The 17,661-nt window shown below is 61.7% G+C and carries 17 protein-coding genes; 5 read left to right on the plus strand and 12 right to left on the minus strand.

Going from position 1 to position 17,661, the window contains the following annotated elements; all coding sequences use genetic code 11:
* Positions 1-4: 4 nt before the first annotated feature.
* The 7 genes from PQQ95_RS21290 to ugpQ form a co-directional block, all read right to left on the minus strand.
* Complete coding sequence (locus tag PQQ95_RS21290) at positions 5-2,005, minus strand: sensor histidine kinase (protein ID WP_408440265.1); 2,001 nt, start codon at positions 2,003-2,005, stop codon at positions 5-7.
* Positions 2,006-2,051: 46 nt separating this feature from the next.
* Positions 2,052-3,332: a dicarboxylate/amino acid:cation symporter gene (locus tag PQQ95_RS21295; RefSeq protein WP_408440268.1), complete on the minus strand. Its 1,281-nt coding sequence runs from the start codon at positions 3,330-3,332 to the stop codon at positions 2,052-2,054.
* 488 nt (positions 3,333-3,820) lie between these two features.
* Positions 3,821-4,891: an ABC transporter ATP-binding protein gene (locus PQQ95_RS21300; RefSeq protein WP_408440271.1), complete on the minus strand. Its 1,071-nt coding sequence runs from the start codon at positions 4,889-4,891 to the stop codon at positions 3,821-3,823.
* Between the two features lie 32 nt (positions 4,892-4,923).
* A complete protein-coding gene (locus PQQ95_RS21305; protein ID WP_054035688.1) occupies positions 4,924-5,715 on the minus strand; it encodes an ABC transporter permease in 792 nt (263 codons plus the stop codon).
* Positions 5,712-6,650, minus strand: coding sequence for an ABC transporter permease (locus PQQ95_RS21310; RefSeq protein ID WP_408440274.1), 939 nt, complete (start codon positions 6,648-6,650; stop codon positions 5,712-5,714). Before PQQ95_RS21310 ends, PQQ95_RS21305 begins: the two co-directional genes overlap by 4 nt.
* Before the next feature lie 157 nt (positions 6,651-6,807).
* On the minus strand, positions 6,808-7,920 hold the full coding sequence (locus PQQ95_RS21315) for an ABC transporter substrate-binding protein (protein ID WP_408440276.1): 1,113 nt from the start codon (positions 7,918-7,920) through the stop codon (positions 6,808-6,810).
* A 116-nt stretch (positions 7,921-8,036) separates the two neighbouring features.
* Positions 8,037-8,822 (minus strand): glycerophosphodiester phosphodiesterase, encoded by a 786-nt coding sequence (gene ugpQ, locus PQQ95_RS21320; protein ID WP_408440279.1) that lies wholly within the window; start codon positions 8,820-8,822, stop codon positions 8,037-8,039.
* Between the two features lie 201 nt (positions 8,823-9,023).
* On the opposite strand from ugpQ, the gene PQQ95_RS21325 reads away from it, so the two are divergent.
* Together PQQ95_RS21325 and PQQ95_RS21330 are read left to right on the plus strand one after the other, a co-directional pair.
* Positions 9,024-9,350 carry a hypothetical protein gene (locus PQQ95_RS21325; RefSeq protein WP_408440282.1) on the plus strand — a complete coding sequence of 109 codons (327 nt, stop codon included), beginning with the start codon at positions 9,024-9,026 and terminating at the stop codon, positions 9,348-9,350.
* Positions 9,351-9,378: 28 nt separating this feature from the next.
* Positions 9,379-10,146, plus strand: coding sequence for a DeoR/GlpR family DNA-binding transcription regulator (locus tag PQQ95_RS21330; protein WP_408440285.1), 768 nt, complete (start codon positions 9,379-9,381; stop codon positions 10,144-10,146).
* A 122-nt stretch (positions 10,147-10,268) separates the two neighbouring features.
* Here PQQ95_RS21330 and PQQ95_RS21335 read toward each other — a convergent pair whose 3' ends face one another.
* A complete protein-coding gene (locus PQQ95_RS21335) occupies positions 10,269-11,936 on the minus strand; it encodes a Na/Pi cotransporter family protein (RefSeq protein ID WP_408440288.1) in 1,668 nt (555 codons plus the stop codon).
* A gap of 224 nt (positions 11,937-12,160) precedes the next feature.
* Here PQQ95_RS21335 and PQQ95_RS21340 point away from each other — a divergent pair, with 224 nt between their 5' ends.
* Positions 12,161-12,844 (plus strand): histidinol-phosphatase, encoded by a 684-nt coding sequence (locus tag PQQ95_RS21340; protein ID WP_408440291.1) that lies wholly within the window; start codon positions 12,161-12,163, stop codon positions 12,842-12,844.
* A gap of 21 nt (positions 12,845-12,865) precedes the next feature.
* Here the strand turns inward: PQQ95_RS21340 and PQQ95_RS21345 are convergent, their stop codons facing one another.
* The 3 genes from PQQ95_RS21345 to tauA are packed head-to-tail and all read right to left on the minus strand — an operon-like array spanning position 12,866 to position 15,617.
* Positions 12,866-13,705 (minus strand): ABC transporter permease subunit, encoded by an 840-nt coding sequence (locus PQQ95_RS21345; RefSeq protein ID WP_408440557.1) that lies wholly within the window; start codon positions 13,703-13,705, stop codon positions 12,866-12,868.
* 29 nt (positions 13,706-13,734) lie between these two features.
* Positions 13,735-14,541 (minus strand): taurine ABC transporter ATP-binding protein, encoded by an 807-nt coding sequence (locus PQQ95_RS21350; RefSeq protein ID WP_408440294.1) that lies wholly within the window; start codon positions 14,539-14,541, stop codon positions 13,735-13,737.
* 53 nt (positions 14,542-14,594) lie between these two features.
* Positions 14,595-15,617, minus strand: a complete 1,023-nt coding sequence (tauA, locus tag PQQ95_RS21355) for a taurine ABC transporter substrate-binding protein (RefSeq protein WP_408440297.1) — start codon at positions 15,615-15,617, stop codon at positions 14,595-14,597.
* Positions 15,618-15,750: 133 nt separating this feature from the next.
* Here tauA and PQQ95_RS21360 point away from each other — a divergent pair, with 133 nt between their 5' ends.
* Positions 15,751-16,338: a hypothetical protein gene (locus PQQ95_RS21360; protein WP_408440299.1), complete on the plus strand. Its 588-nt coding sequence runs from the start codon at positions 15,751-15,753 to the stop codon at positions 16,336-16,338.
* Between the two features lie 54 nt (positions 16,339-16,392).
* Complete coding sequence (locus PQQ95_RS21365) at positions 16,393-16,527, plus strand: hypothetical protein (protein ID WP_408440302.1); 135 nt, start codon at positions 16,393-16,395, stop codon at positions 16,525-16,527.
* A gap of 116 nt (positions 16,528-16,643) precedes the next feature.
* Here the strand turns inward: PQQ95_RS21365 and lipA are convergent, their stop codons facing one another.
* The gene (lipA, locus tag PQQ95_RS21370; RefSeq protein WP_408440305.1) at positions 16,644-17,651 is read right to left on the minus strand and encodes a lipoyl synthase; all 1,008 of its coding nucleotides are present in this window, start codon (positions 17,649-17,651) and stop codon (positions 16,644-16,646) included.
* Positions 17,652-17,661 lie beyond the last annotated feature (10 nt).

Here is a 17,661-nt window from a genome sequence, read left to right on the forward strand (position 1 = left end):
TGATTCAGGAGCCCGTGGTGAGCGGGTCCGATGCGTGGCTCGTCTGCACGCGCGCGCGGCGCAGCGTCAACACGAATAATGCACCGCCGTCCGGCGCATTGCGCGCCACCAGTGTGCCACCGCAGTCACGCGCAATCGACGATGAAATCGCAAGGCCGAGCCCCAGCCCCTGACCCATTTCCTTCGTCGTGAAGAACGGTTCGAACAGACGCGGCAGCACGTCGTCGGGAATGCCCGGGCCGTTGTCGCGCACGGCGAACGACACGTTCGACTCGGCGGCTTCGATCTCGATCGAAATGCGCGGCGGCGTCATCCCCGCGGTGGCGTCGAGCGCGTTACCGAGCAGATTGATCAACACCTGTTCGAGCCGCAGATCGTCGCAATTGGCAACCAGATCGGAGAAATCGTCGGCGAGATTCAGCGGCGTGCGCGCACCGGTGCCGGCATCGAGCAAGGCGAACTCGACGTCGACGCCTTGCAGGCGCTTTTGCAGCAGCGCGATGACATTACGCAGCGCTCGCATGACCGGCGCTCGCGCACTGCGCGGCCGCGCGCGGCCGACAAACAACTTCAACTGATTAGTGATCTTGCCCATGCGCTCGGTGAGCGCCGCGATCGCTTCGAGATTTTCGCGCGCCGAGGCCTGGTCGCCGCGTTCGAGCAGCACGCGTGTGTTGTCCGAGAAACCGCGCAGCGCCGCAAGCGGCTGATTCAATTCATGCGTGATGCCCGCCGCCATCTGCCCCAGCGCGGCGAGCTTACTGGCCTGAATCAGTTCGTCGTGCGCGGCGCGCAATTCCTGCTCGGCGCGCGTTCGCTCGGCGACTTCCTTCTGCAACTGTTCGTTCGCCTGCGAGAGATCCGCGGTGCGCTCGGCCACTCGCTGGTTCAATTCCGCGTAGGCCTTTTGCAGCAGCGAACGGCTGCGCATCACTTCGCGCACCCGGGCACGGCGCATTCGCCAGTAGAACGCGAACAATACCAGCGATACGTAGCCGAAACCGGTCACGATGGTCGCCTTGCGCGCGTCGGCGTCGACCGGACCGACGGGCGACAGCGTGATCAGATGCCAGTCCGGCTCGCCCATGCCGCGCCGTGACGCCAGATAGCGCGGCGCATAGCGGCCGCCGCCGATGCGCACGATCTGCGCATTGCCTTCGAGCGTGCGCTCGATCGACACAGGCAGCGGCGCGATCGGTTGCTGCGCATATTGGCGCGCCTGGTAGATCGAGTCGGCGACTCGCCCCGACAACGGCCGGATCGTGTGATATTTCCACGCCGGCATCGACGACAGAAAGATCACGCCGTGATCGTCGGCGACAACCAGGGGCTCGGATGCATCCGCACCCTGAAACCATTCGAGATCGAGTTTGACGACCGCCACGCCGACGATCTTGCCGTCACGCCGCACCGGTTGCGAGATGTAGTAACCGGGCGCCTGCGAAATCGTGCCGATGCCGAAGAAGCGGCCGACGCCGCCCTTCACCGCATCGAGAAAATACGGCCGGAATTGATAACCCGCGCCGATGAAGCTGCCCGGCCCGCGCCAGTTGCTCGCGGCGACGCAATAGCCGTCGAGCGGAATGATGTAGGTGACCGTTGCCCGCGCGTGGCGGTTGAGGTCGTCGAGATAGAGATTGGCGCGCTCGACGTTGGCAGGGCTGGGATTGACCAGCACGTCTTGCACAATGGGATGTTCGGCCAGCAGATAGGGCAACGATTCGTAGCGCTCGAGCGTGCTTTTCAGCGCGCTGGTCGTGCGATCGACCCGGACCGCGGCGTTGCGCCGCAAATTGTCGATCCCGCTCTGCCACGCGATGCTGTATGTGAGCCCGCACGCCACCACGAGCCCGGCGACGAGCGCGAAGAGGATCAGCAGGCGGCGCGTCACGTTGGCAATTTCCGATCGGTGAGGATCGGATATTGTGGCATAAGGCGCCGCGCCGTCGGCGTATGCTTCGTCGGCCGACGGCGCGGGGTCCGGGCTCGCGGCCGCCGCTTTCATGGGTGGGCGTCCGCGGCCGAAGTCGTACTCGAGACGGTTGCCAGGCTTAAGCCCCGGCCGGCTCTTTGACCGCCACCTGCCCCCGCAACGCGGCGTTCAGCTTGTTGCGGTCCAGCTCCTTTTCCCATGCCGACACCACCACCGTCGCGACACCGTTGCCGACGATGTTCGTCAGCGCGCGGCATTCGCTCATGAAGCGGTCGATACCGAGAATCAGCACCATGCCCGACAGCGGGATGGTCGGCACCACCGCGAGCGTGGCAGCCAGCGTGATGAAGCCTGCGCCCGTCACACCGCTCGCGCCCTTCGACGTCAGCATCGTCACCGCCAGCAACGTGAGCTGCTGTGTCCACGTGAGGTCGATGTTGGTGGCTTGAGCGATGAACAGCACGGCCATCGTCATATAGATGTTGGTGCCGTCGAGGTTGAACGAGTAACCGGTCGGCACCACGAGGCCCACCACCGAGCGCGAGCAACCCAGCTTTTCGAGCTTCAGCATCAGTTGCGGCAGCGCGGCTTCCGACGAGCTCGTGCCGAGCACGATCAGCATCTCTTCCTTGATGTAGCCGACAAAGCGGAAAATGTTGAAGCCCACCGCACGCGCGATGATGCCGAGCACGACCACCACGAATACGACCGACGTCAGATAGAACGTGCCGATCAGCTTGAGCATAGGCAGCAGCGAACCGATGCCGTACTTGCCGATCGTGAACGCCATCGCGCCGAATGCGCCGATCGGCGCCAGCTTCGTGATGATGCGCACGATGCCGAACAACACGTGCGAAAGCCCGTCGATGAAGTTCGTGACGACCTTGCCCTTCTCACCGGCCGTGGCCAGCACCGCGCCGAACAGCAACGCGATCAGCAGGATCTGCAGGATTTCGCCTTGTGCGAAAGCCGACGAGAGCGTGTCCGGAATGATGTGCATCAGGAAGTCGACCGTGGTCTGGCCGTGCGCCTTCGCGGCATACGACGCGACCGCCTTGCCGTCGAGCGTGGCCGGATCGATGTTGAAACCGACGCCCGGCTTCAGCACGTGCGTGGCGATCAGACCAAGCACCAGCGCGAACGACGAGACGATTTCGAAGTACAGCAGCGCCTTGCCGCCGACGCGTCCGACCTTCTTCATGTCCTCCATGCCGGCGATACCGGTCACCACCGTACAGAAGATGATCGGCCCGATCACCATCTTGATCAGTTTGATGAAACCGTCGCCGAGCGGCTTCATGTCGACGGCGAAGTCCGGCGAATAATGGCCGAGCGCGATGCCGATGATGATCGCCACGATCACCTGGACGTACAGCACTTTGTGGATAGGTTTCTTCACGATGTTTCCTGCGATATGGGTGAGCTCAAGGCCTGCCACGCTGCGCATCATGCGAACGAATAGTCGTCACGCCTGTGCACGGCATTAGGCCGCGACAAGACGACGAATTCAGAAATACCGGGAGGGGAAATCAGACATCGTTGTCTCCTTGCTTTAGTTGTCGGACCGTTGCGGCCGCGTGATCTAAATTGCAAGGTCGATGCCAGCTTGATGCACGGCGAATCGCCTTGATTTTTATAGGTTTTTTAGCGTGTTACAGCACGCCCTGTCCGGGATTCCGGAAATCCGGACGAGGGGTGTCGGGAAACCCGGAATCCGCACAGGCAGAGAATCCGGGAAAACCCGGAGAGCCTTTTGGGCTGGGGCTTTCGCTCATTCCAGCAGAAACTGCCCGGCCCGCGCGTGGGAAGTTCGCACGCGTCAGCAGACAACGCTCAGCGGTGAGCGGTAAGCGCTGCCCACACCCACGTCAGGCACTAATGTTCGGTCTATGCACCGCCCTCTTCCAGTACCAACAAGTTCTCGTGCGAGAAACCCAGCGATACCGGTTGGCCCCGTTCGGGCAAGCCGCGATTCGGGTCGTTGAACACATCGAGTGAAATCACCGCGTCTTTCACACGGGTTCTGATACGCACCACCGCGCCGAGGAAATTCACTTCTTCGACGGTTGCATTCAGCGTGTTGCGGCCCGGCACGGCCGGCTCGAGCACAATGGCTTCGGGCCGCAGCGCGAGCATGCGTTTCTTGCCCGCGTCGTCCGCCGGCAATTCTTGCGTGGTGGTCAGTTCCTGACCGTCCACGGCCATCTTGCCGGTCTTCGGGTCGATCACCTGCCCCGCCAGGATGTTCAGCGTGCCGACGAACGACGCGACAAAGCGCGTGCGCGGATAGTTGTAGATCTCCGAAGGCGTGCCAACCTGTTCGACACGCCCTTCGTTCATCACCACGATGCGGTCCGAAATAGACAGCGCCTCTTCCTGATCGTGCGTCACGAAAATCGACGTGATACCCAACTCGCGCTGCAACGCCCGAATGTCCTGCCGCAACGAAATGCGGATTTTCGCGTCGAGCGCCGACAGCGGTTCGTCGAGCAACAGCACCTGCGGCTTGCTGGCGAGCGCGCGCGCCAACGCCACGCGCTGCTGCTGGCCACCCGACAATTGCCACGGATAGCGTTCGCCGAGATGCGGCAGCTTGATCAGCTGCAACATCTCCTCGACGCGCTTCTTGATCTCCGCCTGCGGACGGTGCGTGATCTTCAGCCCGAAGCCGATGTTATCGGCCACCGTCATGTTCGGAAACAGCGCGTACGACTGAAACACCATGCCGACCTTGCGCTGCCGCGTGCGCAGGTGCGTCACGTCCTTGTTATCCAGCCGGATGACGCCACGTGTCGGCGTTTCGAAGCCGGCGATCATCCGCAGCACCGTGGTCTTGCCACAGCCGGATGGTCCAAGAAACGTGATGAATTCGCCGCGCTCGATCTTCATGTCGAAGTGATGCAGCGCCGTGTTCGCCCCGAAGGACTTATGCAGATTTTCGATCTCGAGGAATGCCATGATTCACTGCCTTAGTCGATCAAATGAGTCCGTCAAACTTTCTGGCCGCTAAGCGCGCGGGCCGAGCCGAATACCTGAATCAAACCCATCGACGCCCACGTAATCACGAACGCGATGATCGCAAGCGCCGATGGTTCATACGCGCGGTTCGCGCCGATCAATTGCAGATACGGGCCGAACGCGGGGCGGTCGAGCAGACTCGCCAGCGTGAACTCGCCGATCACCACGGCAAAGGTGAGAAACGCGCCGGACAGAATGCCCGAGCGGATATTCGGGAAGATCACCTTGAACAGAATCGTCGGCCAGTTCGCGCCGAGACATTCGGCGGCTTCGGTCAGCGAGCGCACGTCGACCGCGCGCAAACCGGCGTCGACCGCGCGGTACATGTACGGCAGCGAGAGCGTGACGTAACCGAATACCAGCAGCAGGTCGGTCGCGCGTTCATTGGCCGTGAGCGGCAGAATCGAACTGCTGTTATAGATGCGCAGATAACCGAACACGATCACGATCGCCGGCACCACCAGCGGCAACAGCGTGATGAATTCGACGACCGGCCGCAGCTTCGGCAGCCGCAACTGCACGTAGTACGCGGTCGGCACCACCAGCAAAACGCCGACAATGATCGTCAGCACGGCCATCAGGATCGAATAGCCGAACGAAGCCTGAAACCGCGGATCGCTCAACACGACGCTATACGCTTCGAAGCTGTACACACCGCGCTTCATGCGCAGGCTGAATTCGAAGGTGGCGAGCAACGGAATCAGAAAGTACAGCGAACCGACAATCATTGCGGTCCACGCACCCACACGCGACTGGCTTTTCATCGACGCCCCCTTTCAGCGCGTGAACGCAGCCAGATGTAGCCGCCATTCGACAGGCCCGTCACGAGCACCATGCCGAGCGCGAGCGCGTAGCCGAGGTTCTGGTTGTGCATCACGTCGCCGCGAATCTGCGCGTACAGCAGGATCGTGACGATGTTCAGCGAACTGCCGGTCAGCGCGTAAGCCGTGGCAACCGCGCCGAACGAATTGGCGAACAGCAACAGCGTCGCGCCGAGCACGCTCGGCCAGAGCACCGGCAACGCTACGTGGCGCCAATATTGAAAAGCTGTGCCGCCGAGGCAGTCGCAGGCTTCGCGCCATTCGCGTTTCAAGCCGTCGAGCGCGGGCGTGATGATCAGCACCATCAACGGAATCTGGAAGTACAGGTAGGTCAGCGTCAACCCGGAGAAGCTCAGAACACTGAAGCCCGTCGAGTACAGATTGAGGCCGAGGTACTTCTTCAACAATACGGTCACGAGACCGACACGCCCAAGCGTACAGATAAACGCGAACGCAAGCGGCACGCCGGCAAAATTCGAGGCGACGCCGGAGAACGTCATCAACGTTGGACGAATCCAGCCGGGCAATTTGCCTTGCACCGCAGCCCACGCGAGCAGCGAGCCGATCAACGCGCCGCCGAACGCGGAAGCGGCGCTCACCTTGAAGCTGATCCAGTAGGCGTCCAGCACCGTGGGCTGGAGCAGATCACGGAAATTGCCAAGCGTGAAGTGGCCTTGCGAATCCTGAAACGCACCGACCATCAGAAAGCCGGTCGGCAGAATCAGGAACAACAGGGCGAAGGTGAAAAACGGCACCACGCCGATCCAGGCGAGAAATTGCGACGCGCGGCCCGGACCGTTGACGCGAGGCGTTGGCGTGGGCACAGGCGGAACCAGCAATTCCGGCTGCACCGATCCAGCATCCGATGAAGCGCTCATAACTCACCCTTAGGCAATCTGGCTAACGCGTGGCGCGCCGCTCTCGTGGAGCGGCGCGCTACCTTTGAAACTGCGCGTTGCGGTTAGAAACGGCGGCGTGTGCGGCATGCCATAGATCGCCGCCGCACTGCCGCCGCAACCGCGTGCGCCGCGACGATTACTTGACGTTCGCGCCGACCGTTTCGTCCCAATGCTTCGTGATGGTGTCCTTATAGGCGTCCTGTTGGGACAGCGTCGGGAACACCACATTCTTGTACGACGACGGCGGCGGCAGCTTGTCAAGCAGCGCTTGAGGAACCTTCTTGCCCGCCACCAGTTCGTTATAGCGCATCGGATGGCAATAGCCGGTCAGCCAGCCGATCTGGCCTTCGTCGGAATACAGGTATTCCATCCACAGCTTGGCGGCGTTCGGATGCGGTGCGTAGGCGCTGATCGCCTGAACGTACACACCGGCGACCACGCCCGTCTTCGGAATCACCACCTGCACCTTCGGATTGCCCTTCAGCGTATCGCGGTCGGCCAGCGCGTTGTAGTCCCAACGCACGACGATCGGCGTGGTGCCTTGCGCGAGCGATGCGGCCTTGCCGATCACCGGCACGAAGTTGCCGTTCTTGTTCAGGTCGGCGAAATACTTGAGGCCGGCCTTGTCGGCCTTGCTCACATCACCCTTGCTTTGCGACAGGCCCGCGGCGAACACGGCCTGGATTGCCTGATTGGCCGTACGCGGATCACCGGCCAGCGAGACGGCGTTCTTATAGTCTGACTTGAGCAGATCGCTCCAGTCGGACGGCACCTTGTCGATCATGTCGGCGTTCACTTCAAACGACAGCACGCCGTAGTAATCGCCATACCAATAGCCATCGGCATCTTTCGACTCTTTGGGAATCGAGTTCCACGAAGCGACCTTGTACGGCTGCAGCAAACCCTCGGCCTTCGCGGTCGGACCGAACGACAGACCCACGTCGATCACGTCAGGCGCCTGCGGACCCTTGTTGCCCTTGTTCGCCTTGATGGCTTCGACTTCGTCGCCCGAACCCGCATCCGGATTCAGTTCGTTGATCTTGATGCCGTACTTCTTCTGAAAGCCGGCGACCAGTTCACCGTAGTTGCACCAGTCGTGCGGCAATGCGATCACGGTGAGTTGGCCTTCCTGCTTGGCGGCTGCGATCAACGCGTCGAGCGGCGCGGCCGAAGCGCTGCTTACGCCAGCTGCGGCGACACCCGCGGCGGCCGACATCGAAAGTAAACGAGCTAACGCTGTGCGCTTCATAGTCTTCCCCATCCTCTGCCGAAATTGCTACGTTTGGAAAATTTCTAATTTCTGGCTCCAGGGGTGCACGCCTGTGCAAGCTCGCACTCGCGCACCCGCGCCATGCTCAGTCTGGCTTAGCTTGGATTCGCCGACGCCGACAACATGTCGTGTTCCAGTCTGTCGATGCGATCTGTACAAATCATGTCGACGCCCCATTGCGCGAGCAGCGTGGCCCGCTCGGGATCGTTCACCGTGTAGGCCAGCACGCGCAGTCCGGCCGCCTTGATCTCGGCGACCAACCGCTCGGTCAGGTACCGATGGCTTGCGTGCAACGACACGCAGTCCAGTTCCCGCACGATGCGCAGCCAGTCATCCGGCACCTCTTCGAACAGCATGCCGCGCCGTAGTGAGGGCGCGGCATCACGCGCCGCTGCGAGCGCCTCGAATGAAAACGATGACAGCAGCGGCGGCGTCTGCCCTTGCCACAAAGTCAGGGCGCCGCTTGCAACCAGGCGCCCGGTGATGTCGTCACGCCCGGGGCAGGGTTTGATTTCGATGTTCGCGGCAATGCCATCTCGTGCGCAGCGTCCGGCGGCCTCAGCAAGCGTCGGCAGGCGCGTACCGGCGAACTGCGGCCCGAGCCAGGCGCCGGCATCGAGCGCAACCAGTTGATTCCACGTGTGTTCAGCAGCGGCGCCATAGCCGTTGGTGGTGCGCTCCAACGTGTCGTCGTGCAACAGAAACAGCTGGTTGTCGGCGGAGAGCTTGGCGTCGAACTCGACCATGCGGTAACCGTAGCGCACGCATGCGTCGAAACCGGCCAACGTGTTCTCCGGCGCCAACGTGCCGCCGCAGCGATGCGCAACCAGCCTCGGATAGGGCCAGTCTGCGGATAAGGTGCGATCAATCCCGTTTCCCACGTCTCGTTACCTTCCAGATAGAGCGGGTTAAATATGCTCTCGACACGTTCTCGACTGCCACTGCCGTCATGCCACCATTGCGCCCTGCAGCCTCAACGCGTGAGCCCCGCGCGTAGTATCGCGCCATTGGGCGACACTGCGATAGCTGGCCGCACGGCCAACGCCGTACCCGCCGCAGTTCTATGGTCAGGATGCCGAACCGTGCCGCTTCTTTCCGCTTCCTGGCAGCGCCGCACGCAGCAGCGAATGATTCAGACGGCAGATCCCAAGGTTCATTATGGCGACGACATGAGTCGATTAAATTGCCAAAAAACGCCGCAAAATGCTCGAAATCGGACATTTCAATTCCTTTTCGAACATTTGATGTTCGAAACAGGCGCCGCGCTTCGATCTGCGAAGGCTAAGGTGAAATACACAAACTTGCAAGCTGCCAAAAAAATACAACACAATTCGGCTAAAGTAGTACGCTTGTCATTGTCCGGACACACATCCATGCCCACGATGGCACTATTAAAACAAGCCGTGTGAACGCGCATTCGCATCCAAGGAAAAATGCATGTGGCAGGAAGACCGTCATCAAAGAATTCGTGCGTTGCTGTCCACACTTCAGCGTGTGTCGACCGAACGGATCATGGCCGACCTTGGGGTATCGCGCGAAACGGTGCGGCGCGATCTGCTCGACCTGGAGGCCCTCGGTGAATTACGGCGCGTGCATGGCGGCGCGATCAAACCCGCCGACGAGGCGCCGATCGCCGAGCGCGCCCATATGCGCGTCAAATCCAAAACGGCGATTGCCAAGGCAGCCACTGGTCTGATCGCAAGCGGCCAGACACTTTTCATCGACGCGGGCACGACCACCGCGGCGCTCGCTGAAGAGCTGGCGAAACTGGCGAACCTGACGATCGTCACCAATTCCATCGACGTCGCGCTGAAAATGCGCGCCGTGGATCAAACGGAAGCGGCCAACGAAGTGATTCTGCTCGGCGGCTCGATCAGCGATCGTGCCATGGCGACCACTGGCGCCACCACGGTGCTCGACATCCAGCGCTATCGTGCGGATATAGCCCTGCTCTCGCCGGTCGGCATCGATCATCGGCATGGCGCGACCAACTACGATCACGCTGAAACCGAAGTGGCGCGCGCCATGGTAGCCAACGCGGACCGCGTGGTGATCCTCGCCGACTACAGCAAGATCGGTCAGCGCAGCCGGATTTCGTACTGTCCGGTCGATCAGATCGACGTGCTGGTCACCAACAAAAAGGCGGCCGAAGCCGCCGACTTTGCTGCGCTGAAAAAGAAGTTGGAAGAGATTGTTCTGGCTTAGGACACCGGCATGTTCTGGACGTCGCTCGAATGCTTTGTGAGAGCGGCACAAGCGGCTTTGGTACGGTCACTAGCGTAGCTGGCGCTAGTAAGCGACGCGCGCGACCAACACCGGCGAGCCGCTCATTCCTTCACATGCATGGTGTCGAGCGCGCGCTTGCGCAAGCGCGTATCGTGCAGCGCGCCGGCCGCGTCGAGCACCGGATAGGCCGTCGAACAGAACAGTGAATTAAGCCGCTTCATGTCGCTGATCAGATCCAGATGCAACGCACTGGTCTCGATGCTACGCAAGGTTTGCCCGGCGAGCCGGTCCAGATGCTTGTACGAGTACGCGCGCTCAAGATCGCGAAAGCGCTCCTTCTCCGCCAGCAGTCGCTCGGCGCAACGCAGATCGTTATTCAGAAACACCGACAGGCCAAGCTGCAGATTGCTGACCAGCCGCGCCTGCAGGTCGTCCAGTTCGCCCAGCCCCTCCTCTGAAAACGACAGCCGGTGCGCGATCTTCTTCTCCTCGATATCGCGGACGATCCGCTCGATGATGTCGCCCGCATGCTCCAGGTTGATCGTCAGCGAGATGATGTCGGTCCAGCGGCGGCTGTCGGCCTCGTCGAGTTGCTCGCGGGAGATGAGCGTCAGATAGGTTTTGACCGCGGCGTAGAGTTCGTCCACGTCGTCGTCCATACGGACCGTTTCGCGCGCCTTCTCGAGGCTGTTGTCATGGATCAGGCCCGCCACGTTATCAAGCATGGTGCGCACGATGTCGCCAATGCGCAGCACCTCGCGTGCCGCGTGCGCGAGCGCTAGCGTGGGTGTAGACAGCGCGGCGGCATCCAGGTGCAGCGGCCGCAGCTCGCCGTTGGGCAGAGGCCGGTCCGGCAGCACTCGCGTGCAGATGCGCGCCACCTGATCGATCAGCGAAAGACAGGCGCAGCAACGCAGCGTGTTATAGATCACGTGAAAGCCAACCACGGCTTCGCGTGGATTCGCGATCAGCACCGGTAGCCCGCGCACAAGCAAGGGCGCGAACGGCAGGATCAGCAACGCACCGGCCAGCTTGAATGCCAGACTGCCCAAGGCCAGACGCCGCGCCGCCGCATTTTGCGCGAGCGTGCCCATCAGCGCCAGCAGGCCGCTGCCGAGATTCGCACCGATCACGAGACACAGCGCCACCTTCAGCGAAATCACACCGGACGAGGCAAGCGTCGCTGTCAGCAGAACCGCCGCGAGACTCGAATAGGACAGCATGGCAAAGGCCGCGCCGACCAGTGCGTCGAGCATGGTGTCGCCGGTCAGCGCGCCGAACATCACGCGTACACCGGCGCCTTGCATCATCGGCTGAGCCGCTTCGACGATCAGGTGCAGCGCTAGCAGGATCAAGCCGAGCCCGATCAGCGTACGGCCGACCTGGCCGAGGCGCGTTTGCTTGCGCGACAGAAAGAGCGGCACGCCGAACAGGATCAGGATCGGCGACAGCCAGGACAGATCGAGCGTGAGCAACCGCGCCATCAGTGCCGTGCCGACGTCGGCGCCGAGCATGATGGCGAGGCCGCTGGTGAGCGGCAGAAGACCTTGCGCAGCGAACGACGTGACGATCACCGCCGTCGCATTGCTGCTTTGCACCAGGCTCGTGACGCCGACGCCCGAAAGGAAGGCACGCCAGCGGCTGCTGGTGCTGCGCCCGAGGACGCTGCGCAGATCGGCGCCGAGCACGCGCAGGATACCGGTACGTACGATGTGCGAGCCCCACACGAGGAGCGCCACACCAGCCAGAAGGTTAAGAAGAATCAACATAAGGCACTGCGCATCCGTTCCACTGCCATGACCCGAACCGCATGCCACACGAACCGGCACCCGGGGTGTTTATGACAGTAGTGTTGCACATTTTTGCCTTATTGTAATTTTGTGCATTTAAATATACGCTCGTGCCAAACTGTGGATTGCTGTGTACCGGCTCATCGTCCGGACTGCAATTCGCTCGATCACTTAGTTTGCCCACTTCACCACAAGGACTCTGGATGAGCCGCAACCTTGCGCTGTTCGACCTGGACCATACGCTGCTGCCGCTCGATAGCGATCAGGCGTGGGCCCACTTCATCGCCGAATTGGGCATAGAAGGCGCTGCGCAGCACGCGGAAGAAATCGACGACTACTACCGGCAGTATGTGGCCGGCACGCTCGATATGACCGCTTACCTGAACTACACATTGGCGCCGCTGGCTCGCCACTCGCGCGAGCAGCTCGACGCGTGGCATGCACAGTTCATGGAGGACGTGATTGCGCCGTCCATCCTGCCGGCCGCGCGGGCACTCGTGCAGCGTCACATCGAAGCGGGCGACCTGTGCTGCATCGTCACCGCCACCAACGTGTTCATTACGAAGCCGATCGGCAAGGCGCTCGGTTTCGACCATCTGCTGGGGATCGATCTCGGCACCGAAGGCGGGGATCCTTCGGCGCGCTTTACCGGAAACGCCGTCGGCGTACCGACCTTCCGGGAAGGCAAGATCACGCGAACCGAGAGCTGGCTGGCGTCGCTCGGCCATCGTCTGCAGGATTTTCCGCAGAGCTGGTTCTATAGCGATTCAATCAACGACGTGCCGTTGCTCGAGCGCGTCACCGATCCGGTTGCGACCAATCCCGACCCGCGTCTGCGCGCCATTGCCGCGGAACGCGGCTGGCCAGTGATTGAATTATTTGCTTGAGACTGTTGTTCGGGCCGGCGGTTATACACGCCCCTTCCACGGCACCAGCCGCCGCTCCAGCGCACGCATGCCGAGATCGAACAGCCACGCGATCAGCCCGATCAGCACGATGCCCATCACCACCACATCGGTACGCAGAAAGCTCGATGCATTGAGCACCATCTGACCGAGGCCGGCAGTGGCCGCGACCATCTCGGCGGCAACCAGGGTGGTCCAGCCAAAGCCAATGGCAATCCGCAAGCCGGTCAGGATCTCGGGCAACGCCGCCGGCAGGACCACATAGCGCACGATCTGCGCGAAGCGGCCACCCAGCGAGTACGCCGCATGAATCTGCTCGATGGTCGCACTGCGCACACCGGCGCGCGCCGCCATGGCGATCGGTGCGAAACAGGCGAGATAGATCACGACGATCTTCGCCGTCTCGTCGATGCCGAACCAGATCACCACTAGCGGCAGATATGCAAGCGGTGGCAGCGGCCGGTAGAACTCCAGCGGCGGATCGAGCAAGCCGCGCGCAACCCGGCTCACGCCCATCAGGATGCCGACCGGCACGGCCGTGACCGCAGCCAGCGCGAACGCGCCGAACACGCGCAGCGCGCTCCATGCGAGATGTTCGGAGAGCGGCAAGCCGCCCTGAATGCGCCCGTGCCAGGCATCCAGAAACGCGGCCCAAACGGCCTCGGGCGTCGGCAGAAAGAGCGGAGGCAGCCAGTGCAGATGCGTGGCGAGCCACCAGAGCGCCGCGAGTGTCGTGACTGAGCCCGCGCTCAGCGCCGCAGTCGGGCCTTCGCCCGGCAAGCGCCAGCCGCGCACCGGTCGTGCTTTGCGCTGCGGCGGCTCGTTTGTCTGGGTCAGAGGCACGGCGGCGCTCAACGATTCACGTGAAGCCGTCACGACAGCACCTCTTCCTGGTTGTGCTCATTTCGTTCGTGCAAACGGCGCACCAGCCGTTCGCGCCATTCAATGAACTCCGGCGACGACTTCACCGCCCGTGCGTCGCGTGTTTCGAGAAAGTGCCGCGCGAACGGCAGGTCGTAGCTCTCGGCGATACGGCCCGGCCCCGGCGTCATCACGACGAGGCGAGTCGCCAGAAACAGCGCCTCCTCCACGCTATGCGTAATGAAGAACACTGTCTTGCGTGTACGGCCCCAGACGTCGAGCACGAGCTCCTGCATCGACTCGCGCGTCATCGCGTCGAGCGCGCCCATCGGCTCGTCCATCAGCAGCACTTGAGGATCGCTTGCCAGCGCGCGTGCAATGCCCACGCGCTGCTGCATGCCGCCCGACAACGCGTAAACCCGCGAGCGCGCATGTTTCTCGAGCCCAACCAGCGCCAGCATCTCCAGCGCGATGCGCTCGCGTTGCGCCTTCGGCACACGCTGAAAACGCAAGCCGAGCGCAACATTGTCGAGCACGTCGAGCCAGGGCATCAGCGCGTACTTCTGAAACACGACACCGCGATCCGCGCCTGGCCCAAGCACGGGTTCGCCGTTCAGGCGCACCTCGCCTTCGGTCGGCTGAATGAAACCGGCGATGCAATTCAGCAAGGTCGTCTTGCCGCAACCGGACGCACCCAGCGCGACGACGAACTCACCCGGTTCGATATGCAGATCGACGTCAGCGAGCGCGATGTGCGGCGCCGTGCCACGTGCGCCTTCGTAGGTGACCTGCAGCCGCCGGATTTCAAGACCGCTCATCGCCGTGCCTCATAGTGCTGATGCTGATACTGATGAATAGCCACGCTCACACGTTACTGCGCCGCGCGCTGCACGAACTGCGGATCGACGCCAGTCGAGTAGTCGGCCAACACGTTTTGAATCGTGCCTTGCGTCTTCAGGAACGCAGCGGTCGCGGCGAGCGATTTAGCCGCGCCGGACTGCGCACCGCCCCCAAGCCATGCATTCGAGGCCTGCTGGGCCGGCGTCGGGAATGCATACAACGCGAGGCTCGCCGGCACTTCCTGCGCGGTGGCGCCGGACTCCTTTGCAACCGCCTCGACTTGCGGCGACGTCGCGGTCCATGCCGACGTGTGATCGCGATAGCTCGCATCGGTCGCGGCCAGCACCTTCACGAAGCGCGCGACAAACTCGGCATTCTGGCTAGCGAACTTGCGGTCGACGACAAAGCCGTCGAAAGTCGCCTTGCCCGTTTGCTGCGCAACCTGACCCGATGTGATCAGCACCTTGCCGTTCTTCTTCACCTTCGCCAGTACCGGGTCCCAGATGTAAGTCGCGTCGATGTCGCCACGCTCCCACGCCGCCGCGACCTCAGGCGGGCGCAGATTGACGATCTTTACATCAGACGGATTCACACCGGCGCTCTGCAGCGCAACCAGCGTATGAAAGTGCGAGGTCGACACGAACGGCACGCCAATCTTCTTGCCCTTCAGACCCGCGACGCTGGTGACGTTGGAACCGTCTCGCGCGACCAGTGCTTCGGCGTCGTTGATGTTGTCCAGAATCCAGAACAGCGAAATATCGACGCCTTGCGACAGGCCGGCGGCGATCGGACTCGACCCCGCTTCGCCGAGTTGCACCGAGCCGGAAGCCAGCGCGCGGATGACGTCAGCGCCGCTGCCGAGCTTGCGATAGGTGACCTTGTAGCCCGTGGCTTTCTCGACCTCGCCGGTGGCCTGCGCATAGCGCCACGGCACGACCATGTCCTGATACGCGATCACGACTTCTTTGGTCTCGGCGTGTGCAACGGAGGAAAACGGCGCGGCGAGCGCGAACAGCGTAGCGAACGCGGCGAGCGGACGGAGGAAGCGGTTCATCGAGAAGCCCCTTTAGCGTATGTTGTCTGGGAGGCTTTCGACTATAGGGAGTTTGCCCACGGGCGGTTCTAATTAATCCGCGATTGCTAATGACGTTGTTCGAGCATTGCTTTTCACGTTGAGTTGGATCGGTGTGACTGTTTTGATCAGCAGCGGATCGGTTCAAGCGGATGTTGGCGGATTGGAATGTCCTAATGCAAGCTGGCCATTCGGCGGATTGTCGTGCTTCTGCGACAGCGGCATGATCAGCGGGTTACTTTCAATTCGCATTCCTATGGTCGATTTTCTTATCCGCTTGAGCTGGTTGTTCTTCAATGTGGCCGTGCCTGTATTTGCGCCGGTTGCATTGCTTCCTCTGTTGAATTTTTCGCGCTACTACCGGCACGCGGCGCGAGGTATTACGCGGCGATCCATTCAGGACGGCCAGCTTTTCTGGGTCGTCATTTCGATGTGTGCGAGCGCGTGCTACGAGATTGGTAGTGCTTTGAGCGAAGCGTCGACGCACAGCACGTTAGTGCTCATGTTGGCCGCACTTCTCTGGCATGTGCTCTTCATCGTCGCAGCGTCAGTCCTGGTATGCCTGGGTGCGGCTGACGCAGCGGTTCGTCCAGCGCGTCACGCGGGAGAACAGGAGCGGGATAGTTGGCTGATGTGGTTCTCGATGCTCATAACCGTTGCCATAGCAGTCTCTTTTTCCGCATCTCATTATTCGTTTACCTAACTAAATTCAATGCTCTGAGCTATACTTTTCTCCTTAGTCTCAAGGAAATCCAACATGCCCAACTTGATCGACCGCCTCATCGAAGACCGCGCACTGCGCCACCGCTTCATCCTCTTTCTTTACCCGTTCACGATCATCGGCACAATAATATCCGTTACTTGCAGTCTGCTCGCGCGTCATTACCGCTAGGCAACGCAGGCAGATCACAAAGCGGAACTGCTGAACCGCTCACTCCCGCGCCCCAAAAAACAAAGCCCGCAACACGTGCGGGCTTTGCATTTTCAAACTGACAACACACTGAACCGTTAGACCACTCCGGCTCCATGCGCCTGCAGATCAGCGTGGTAGCTCGAGCGAACCATCGCGCCCACCGCGGCGTGCGTGAAGCCCATCTTGTACGCTTCTTCTTCGTACATCTTGAAGGTGTCCGGATGCACATACGAGCGCACCGGCAGATGGTGTTCCGACGGTTGCAGATACTGGCCAATCGTCAGCATGTCCACGTCGTGCTCGCGCAGATCGCGCATCACCTGCAGAATTTCTTCTTCGGTTTCGCCAAGGCCGACCATCAGGCCCGACTTGGTCGCAACGTCCGGATGCAGCGCCTTGAAGTCCTTCAACAGCTTCAGCGAGTGCGCATAGTCCGAACCGGGGCGCGCTTCCTTGTACAGACGCGGTACCGTTTCGAGATTGTGGTTCATCACATCAGGCGGGGCGGCGTTCAGAATGCCGATTGCGCGATCCAGACGGCCGCGGAAGTCCGGCGTCAGAATTTCGATGCGTGTTTCCGGCGAAAGCTCACGCGTCTGACGGATACATTCTACGAAGTGAGCTGCACCGCCGTCGCGCAAATCGTCACGGTCAACGCTAGTGATCACCACGTACTTCAGCTTCAGCGCGGCGATGGTGCGCGCCAGATTGCCCGGTTCATCCACGTCGAGCGGATCGGGGCGGCCGTGGCCAACGTCGCAGAACGGGCAGCGGCGCGTGCACTTGTCGCCCATGATCATGAACGTCGCGGTGCCCTTGCCGAAGCATTCGCCGATATTCGGGCAACTTGCCTCTTCGCACACCGTGTGCAGGTTGTGCTCGCGCAGAATCTGCTTGATTTCGTAGAAGCGCGAATTACCGGTGGCCGCTTTGACGCGGATCCAGTCCGGCTTCTTCAGCTTTTCGATCGGGATGATCTTGATCGGGATGCGGGCGGTTTTGGCTTGCGCTTTCTGCTTCGCGGTGGCGTCGTAGGCAGCGGCGGAGGCCGGCACGGCGTCGGGAGCGGGAGAAGCGGCGAGGTTCGCGGTAACGTCAGTCATTCGTTCGGTC

Origin of the sequence: Paraburkholderia caffeinilytica, from assembly GCF_046030355.1 — a bacterium.
In the GTDB taxonomy this organism is placed as follows: Bacteria; Pseudomonadota; Gammaproteobacteria; order Burkholderiales; family Burkholderiaceae; genus Paraburkholderia; species Paraburkholderia caffeinilytica_B.

Excerpts from the sequence above, each read along its gene's own strand:
- PQQ95_RS21340 (WP_408440291.1), top strand. The coding sequence starts at position 12,161 with ATGAGCCGCAACCTTGCGCTGTTCGACCTGGACCATACGCTGCTGCCG.
- PQQ95_RS21305 (WP_054035688.1), bottom strand. The coding sequence starts at position 5,715 with ATGAAAAGCCAGTCGCGTGTGGGTGCGTGGACCGCAATGATTGTCGGT.
- PQQ95_RS21310 (WP_408440274.1), bottom strand. The coding sequence starts at position 6,650 with ATGAGCGCTTCATCGGATGCTGGATCGGTGCAGCCGGAATTGCTGGTT.
- lipA (WP_408440305.1), bottom strand. The coding sequence starts at position 17,651 with ATGACTGACGTTACCGCGAACCTCGCCGCTTCTCCCGCTCCCGACGCC.
- PQQ95_RS21350 (WP_408440294.1), bottom strand. The coding sequence starts at position 14,541 with ATGAGCGGTCTTGAAATCCGGCGGCTGCAGGTCACCTACGAAGGCGCA.
- PQQ95_RS21290 (WP_408440265.1), bottom strand. The coding sequence starts at position 2,005 with ATGAAAGCGGCGGCCGCGAGCCCGGACCCCGCGCCGTCGGCCGACGAA.
- PQQ95_RS21365 (WP_408440302.1), top strand. The coding sequence starts at position 16,393 with ATGCCCAACTTGATCGACCGCCTCATCGAAGACCGCGCACTGCGCCAC.
- PQQ95_RS21300 (WP_408440271.1), bottom strand. The coding sequence starts at position 4,891 with ATGGCATTCCTCGAGATCGAAAATCTGCATAAGTCCTTCGGGGCGAAC.
- PQQ95_RS21330 (WP_408440285.1), top strand. The coding sequence starts at position 9,379 with ATGTGGCAGGAAGACCGTCATCAAAGAATTCGTGCGTTGCTGTCCACA.
- PQQ95_RS21335 (WP_408440288.1), bottom strand. The coding sequence starts at position 11,936 with ATGTTGATTCTTCTTAACCTTCTGGCTGGTGTGGCGCTCCTCGTGTGG.
- tauA (WP_408440297.1), bottom strand. The coding sequence starts at position 15,617 with ATGAACCGCTTCCTCCGTCCGCTCGCCGCGTTCGCTACGCTGTTCGCG.
- PQQ95_RS21315 (WP_408440276.1), bottom strand. The coding sequence starts at position 7,920 with ATGAAGCGCACAGCGTTAGCTCGTTTACTTTCGATGTCGGCCGCCGCG.